The 5706-nt window shown below is 68.2% G+C and carries 6 protein-coding genes and 1 pseudogene; 2 read left to right on the top strand and 5 right to left on the bottom strand.

The annotated features are described in order from the left end of the window. The 5 genes from IY392_RS17420 to IY392_RS17400 form a co-directional block, all read right to left on the bottom strand. Positions 1–1141, bottom strand: a 1141-nt coding sequence (locus IY392_RS17420) for an MCE family protein (protein WP_309234210.1), incomplete at its 3' end; no start/stop codon positions are given. Positions 1142–1180: 39 nt separating this feature from the next. Next, on the bottom strand, positions 1181–2032 hold the full coding sequence (locus IY392_RS17415) for an ABC transporter permease (RefSeq protein WP_194861918.1): 852 nt from the start codon (positions 2030–2032) through the stop codon (positions 1181–1183). A 1-nt stretch (position 2033) separates the two neighbouring features. Continuing rightward, positions 2034–2798, bottom strand: coding sequence for an ABC transporter permease (locus IY392_RS17410; protein WP_095718862.1), 765 nt, complete (start codon positions 2796–2798; stop codon positions 2034–2036). 234 nt (positions 2799–3032) lie between these two features. Then, positions 3033–3962, bottom strand: coding sequence for a 3-oxoacyl-ACP reductase (locus tag IY392_RS17405; protein ID WP_194861917.1), 930 nt, complete (start codon positions 3960–3962; stop codon positions 3033–3035). Then, positions 3959–4153, bottom strand: a complete 195-nt coding sequence (locus IY392_RS17400) for a ferredoxin (RefSeq protein ID WP_194861916.1) — start codon at positions 4151–4153, stop codon at positions 3959–3961. Before IY392_RS17400 ends, IY392_RS17405 begins: the two co-directional genes overlap by 4 nt. A gap of 108 nt (positions 4154–4261) precedes the next feature. Between IY392_RS17400 and IY392_RS17395 the strand changes: the two genes are divergently transcribed. After that, on the top strand, positions 4262–5512 hold the full coding sequence (locus IY392_RS17395) for an acyl-CoA dehydrogenase family protein (RefSeq protein ID WP_194861915.1): 1251 nt from the start codon (positions 4262–4264) through the stop codon (positions 5510–5512). Between the two features lies 1 nt (position 5513). Next, positions 5514–5706 (top strand): annotated as a pseudogene (locus IY392_RS17390) (acyl-CoA dehydrogenase); the annotation flags it as partial.

The following is a 5706-nucleotide window of genomic DNA, read 5'->3' as shown; positions in this document are numbered from 1 at the left end:
CGCTGGGGGGCAGCGGACCGAACAGCGGGGCCGGGCGGGACGTGAACACGTCGGGCATTCCCTCCACAGGATTCGAGCCGGTGTCGGTGACGACGAACGGGGCGTGGACCGAGGGGTCCGGGAACGGCAGACCGTAGCAGTTGGGCCCGGTGCTGGCGTTCACCTTCGGCAGGTCCTTGGGGTACTCGTACGCCCGCGCCCCCTGCTGGAAACCGGACTTGAACACCAGACCGGGTTGGTCCACCCCGCCGAACGCCGACGTCGCGCCCTCGACGCCCTGGTTGAGTCCGACGATCAGGCACGTGAGCATCGGGTGGTATTCGGCGAGCAGGCTGGTCGAGGCCCGCATGTCCGCCAGGGTCTTGACGAGTTCGTTGCCGTTCTCGGACAACAACCGCTTGCCCGTCTCCCCGGTTCCGATCGCCGAGACCAGCAGTTGCTCGAAGCGGGCCTGGTTGTTGACGACGTTGGCACCGACGTCCGTTCCGGAGTCCAGCAGGCGCATGACGTCGGGGGTCACGTCGGCGTACAGATTGGCCACCCTCGACCCCTTGGCGAGATCTCTCTGCAACGTCTCGATCTGCGGATTGATCTCCTGCAGATACTCGTTCAGATCGGTGATGGTGCGTCCCACCTGATCACCGCGCCCGTCGACCGCTCCGGAGATCGCGCCGAGAGTCGCGTTCAGCTTCTCCGGCTCGATCGCGGTGAGCAGATCCGTGAGGTCCTGGAACAGAGTGTTGACCTCTGAGGTGACGTTGGACGCCTGTACGACGGTGCCCGCCGCCATCGGCGTGGGGTCCGGGCGGGCCGGGGACTCGAAGTCAACCGACTTGGCGCCGAAGACGGTGTTGGAACCGATCGTCACCGGGGCATTGGCGGGGATGGCCTCGAGCGCGGCGGGATCGACCTCGATCTCGATGGTCGCGCCGTCGAACTCCTGGCGGATCTCGGTGACGTTGCCGATCTCGACTCCTCGGGCACGGACCTTGGCGTCGGCCTCCATGACCAGCCCCGCGCGGTCGCTGCGGACGGTGAGCGGGACCCGGCTGTCGAAGGCCCGCGCGAACATGAGCAGGGAGAGCGCGATGACCACCACGATGACCAGGGCGAGCACGATCGCCGCGATGCGCCTGGGCACCGTGTCACTCTGACTGAGACTTCTCGCCACGACCGCCTCCTATCCCGACAGGTTGAAGTTGCCGTCTCCGCCGTAGATCGCGAGGGAGACGAGGAGGGTTACGGTCACCACGGCGATGAGCGAGGTGCGGACGGCGTTGCCCACCGCCGAGCCGACCCCTGCCGGGCCGCCCGCGGCGTTGTAGCCGTAGTAGGTGTGGATGAGCATGATCGTGATGGCCATGGCGATGGCCTGGACGAAGGACCACAGGATGTCCGTCGGGATGAGGAACGTGGAGAAGTAGTGGTCGTAGACGCCGCCGGACTGGCCGTAGATCTGCACGGTGGCGAAGCGACTCGCGAGGAACGAGGCGATGACCGCCAGTGAGTAGAGCGGTACGACGGCGATCATGCCGGCGACGATCCTGGTCGAGACCAGATAGGTGATCGAGTCGATCGCCATGACCTCGAGCGCGTCGATCTCCTCGGACACCCGCATCGCGCCCAGCTGGGCGGTGGCGCCGGCCCCGATGGTGGCCGCGAGGCCGATCCCGGCGATCACGGGGGCGGCGATGCGCACGTTGATGAACGCGGCGAAGAAGCCCGTGAGCGCCTCGACGCCGACGTCGGTCAACGAGGAGAACCCCTGGACCGCGATGACACCGCCGGTCGCGAGCGTGAGGAAGCCGACGATCACCACCGTGCCGCCGATCATCGCGAGCGCTCCGGTGCCCATGGCGATCTCGGCGATGAGGCGGAGGGTCTCCTTGGGGTACTGGGTCAACGCGCGGGGGGTGGCCACCAGGGAGCGCCAGAAGAACAGCGCGACGGCCCCGAAGTCATCGACCCGACCGACGGAATACGTGCGGGCCCGCGACAGACGGGGGAAACGCGTGGTCTCGATCACCGCCATCCTATGACCCCAACACCTTGACGCCGACCGCCGTCAGGACGGTGTTGACCACGAACAGGGCCATGAAGGCGAAGACGACGGTCTCGTTGACCGCGCTGCCGACCTCTTTGGGGCCCCCACGGACGTAGAGACCCTTGTAGCAGGCCACGAGGCCGGCCAGCATCCCGAACATGCCCGCCTTGATCTGCGCCAGGACGAGCTCGCCCAGGCCCGTGAGCAGGGTGATCCCGTCGACGAACGCACCCGGGTTCACGCCCTGCAGGAGGACGGAGAACAGGAAGCCGCCGAGGATGCCGATCGTGCAGACGAGGCCGTTGAGCAGGAGGGCCACGAACGTCGACGCGGCCACGCGGGGGACGACCAGGCGCTTGACGGGGTCGATGCCGAGAACCTCCATGGCATCGATCTCCTCGCGGATGGTCCGGGCACCGAGATCAGCGCAGATCGCCGTGGCACCGGCCCCGGCGACGATGAGGACGGTGACCATCGGGCCGACCTGGGTCACGGCCCCCAGAGCCGCGCCGGCACCGGAGAGGTCCGCCGCCCCGATCTCGCGGAGCAGGATGTTGAGGGTGAAGCTCACCAGGACGGTGAAGGGGATCGCCACCAGGATGGTGGCGACCATGGAGACCCGGGCGATGAACCAGGACTGGTCGACGAACTCCCGGCCCTGCCGCAGGATCGACGGGAACGAGACGAACGTGTCGAGACTCATCGCGACGAAGTCGCCGACTCCTCTGAGCGGCGCGTCGAGAACTCTCGGCATCTCGCCCCCTCCTGTCGCGTGTCGGCACCCGTCGACCGCCGATCTGAACAAGTGACCGGTTCGGTGTGACGTCGATTACACAGTAGCTAGAACACGTTCTCATTAGCAAGCGGTACCGATTACCCCCGCAGAGTGCCCCTGCCGACGTGCCGGGAATCTAGCACGCGTCACCGGAACGACAGAGGTCCCCGACGCGTCTCTCAGCAAACGCATCGGGGACCATATCGGGTCAGGTCAGAGCGTCATGATCTCCGCCGCCGAGAAGGACTTGCCCTCCGGGCGCCCTGACCAGTGGGCGGACACCGCGTCGGCGAACGCCCGGCGGTCCCAGACGCCCCCCTCGGCGTCGAACCGCTTCTCCACGACCGGAGCCTCCACGAGGGCGACCATCCCGCCGTATACCACGAACAGCTGGCCGGTGACGTCGGCCGCGGCCGGGGACGCCAGATAGGACACCAGGTCCGCCACCCGGTCCGGCGACAGCGGGTCGGGCCCCTTCGAGTCGTCCCAGTCCTCGAAGACGCCCGCGGTCATCCCGGTGCGCCCCCGGGGGGCGATCGCGTTGGCCGTGCAACCGATCCTGGAGAGCACGCGGGAGGCCGAGAGGGTGAGTGCGGTGATGCCCGCTTTCGCGGCGCCGTAGTTGGCCTGACCGGGAGGGCCGAAGAGCCCCGCCTCGGAGGAGGTGTTGACGAGTCGACCGTAGACCGGGGCGTCGGACTTCTTGCTCTCCCCTCGCCAGTACGCCGCCGCGTTGCGGGTGAGGAGGAAGTGCCCGCGCAGGTGCACCCTGACCACGGCGTCGAAGTCCTCGTCGTCCATGTTGAACAACATCTTGTCCCGGGTGATACCGGCGTTGTTCACCACCACGTGCAGACCACCGAGCCGCACCGCCTCGGCCACCATCGCGTCCGCGGTCTCCCGCTCGGAGACGTCGCCCACCACGAGCGCGGCCTTCGCGCCCGCCGTCTCGATATCGGCGATGACGGCGTCCGTGGCGTCGGACGACCGGATGTCGTTGATCACCACGGCCGCCGCGCCCGAGCGCGCCAGCTCCACGGCTTCCGCGGCTCCCAGCCCGGAACCGGACCCGGTGACGACCGCCACGCGTCCGTCGAGTGAGAGGTCCGTCCCGAGGCCCTCCCGACCCGGACCCGGCGTCACTCCGCGACCTTGAGCGCTGCCATCGGACACTTCTCGACGGCCTTGAGTGCGCGCTTGCGCAACTCCTCGGGAACCTCGTCGACGACCACGCGCACCACCTCGTCGTCGTCGTTCAGCTCGAAGACCTTCGGGGCGAGCCCGACGCACACGGCCTGCCCCTCGCAGCGGTCGGGATCCACGTCAATTCTCATACCCGTCCTCCTTGGCCGGGCCCGCGGCCACTGTGGCCGTGGGCATGATTCGATACTATGTGAGTCACGACACTAGAACGTGTTCCACTCGAGACGAGCTTAGGGCATATGGACATCACCTACACCCCGGACCAACAACGGCTGCGCGGAGAGTTGCGCGAGTACTTCTCCGCCCTGATGACCCCCGAGCGCCGGGAGGCCTTCACCTCCACCACCGGCGAATACGGCCACGGCAACGCCTATCGCGAGATAGTCGCCGAGATGGGCCGCGACGGCTGGCTCACGTTGGGCTGGCCCGAAGAGTTCGGCGGGCGGAACCGCCCGATGGTGGAACAGTTGATCTTCACCGACGAGGCCGCGATCGCCGGGGTGCCCGTGCCCTTCCTCACCATCAACTCGGTCGCGCCGACCATCATGGCGTTCGGCTCCGAGGAGCAGAAGAGCTACTTCCTGCCCCGGATCAGCCGAGGCGAGCTGCACTTCGGCATCGGATACTCCGAGCCCGAATCGGGGACCGACCTGGCCTCCCTCAAGACCCGGGCCGTCCGTGAACCCGGGACCGGCGAGCACGCGGGGCACGATGTCTACCGCATCAACGGCCAGAAGATGTGGACCTCCCTCGTGGCGTACGCGGACTGGATCTGGCTGGCCGCCCGTACCGATCCGGACGCCAAGCGACACAAGGGCATCTCGATGATCATGGTGCCCACCGACGCCGAGGGGTTCTCGTGGACCCCCGTGCACACGATGGCCGGCCCGGACACCAGCGCCACCTACTACCAGGACGTCGTGGTGCCCGCCAGCAACCTGGTCGGTCCCGAGCACGGGGGCTGGCCGCTCATGACCAACCAGCTCAATCACGAACGGGTCGCCCTCACGGCCGCCGGACCCCTCCAGGCCTCGCTGAGGCAGGTCCTGGAGTGGGCGCGCACCACCCGGTCGGTCGACGTCGGGATCCCCGGCGGTGGGGACGTGATCGACAACGAATGGGTGCGCAGCCACCTGGCCCGGGTCCACGCGATGGCCGAGTACCTGGCCCTGCGCAACTGGGAGATCGTGTCCGCGGACTCCGCCACGCCCACGCGAATCGCGGCGTCGGCGACGAAGGTGTACGGCACCGAGACCGCGTGCGAGGCATACCGGCTGCTCATGGAGGTGTTGGGCACCGCCGGGGCCCAACGCTCCCACTCCCCCACCACGGCCCTCCACGGCCGCATCGAGAGACTGCACCGGTCCGCGCTCATCCTCACCTTCGGCGGAGGCACCAACGAGGTCCAACGCGACATCATCGCCGCTGCCGGTCTGGGACTCCCCCCGGCGCCCCGCATCGCCCCCGCCACGTCCAGCAAGGAGCGCTGAGATGGATTTCCGCGTCGACGACACCACCACCGACCTGACCGCCCTCGTCCGCGACATGGGCGAGCGGCTGGTCACCGACGAGTCACTCCGCGAGCTCGACGCGCGGTTCGGACCCGGCACCGAGTCCGGCGGCACGGGCCGTGAGACCGCCCGGTTCCATGCCCGCTTCTGGGACGAACTGGTCCGCGCGGGCG

The organism is Dietzia sp. SYD-A1 (assembly GCF_015356725.1).
GTDB lineage: Bacteria > Actinomycetota > Actinomycetes > Mycobacteriales > Mycobacteriaceae > Dietzia.
Note: the sequence above shows the minus strand (reverse complement) of the source record. Positions and strands in the feature narration are given on the sequence as shown.

Bases quoted from the DNA above. Each gene is read 5' to 3' on its own strand.
- IY392_RS17410 (WP_095718862.1), bottom strand. From the start codon at position 2,798: ATGCCGAGAGTTCTCGACGCGCCGCTCAGAGGAGTCGGCGACTTCGTC.
- IY392_RS17395 (WP_194861915.1), top strand. From the start codon at position 4,262: ATGGACATCACCTACACCCCGGACCAACAACGGCTGCGCGGAGAGTTG.
- IY392_RS17400 (WP_194861916.1), bottom strand. From the start codon at position 4,153: ATGAGAATTGACGTGGATCCCGACCGCTGCGAGGGGCAGGCCGTGTGC.
- IY392_RS17415 (WP_194861918.1), bottom strand. From the start codon at position 2,032: ATGGCGGTGATCGAGACCACGCGTTTCCCCCGTCTGTCGCGGGCCCGC.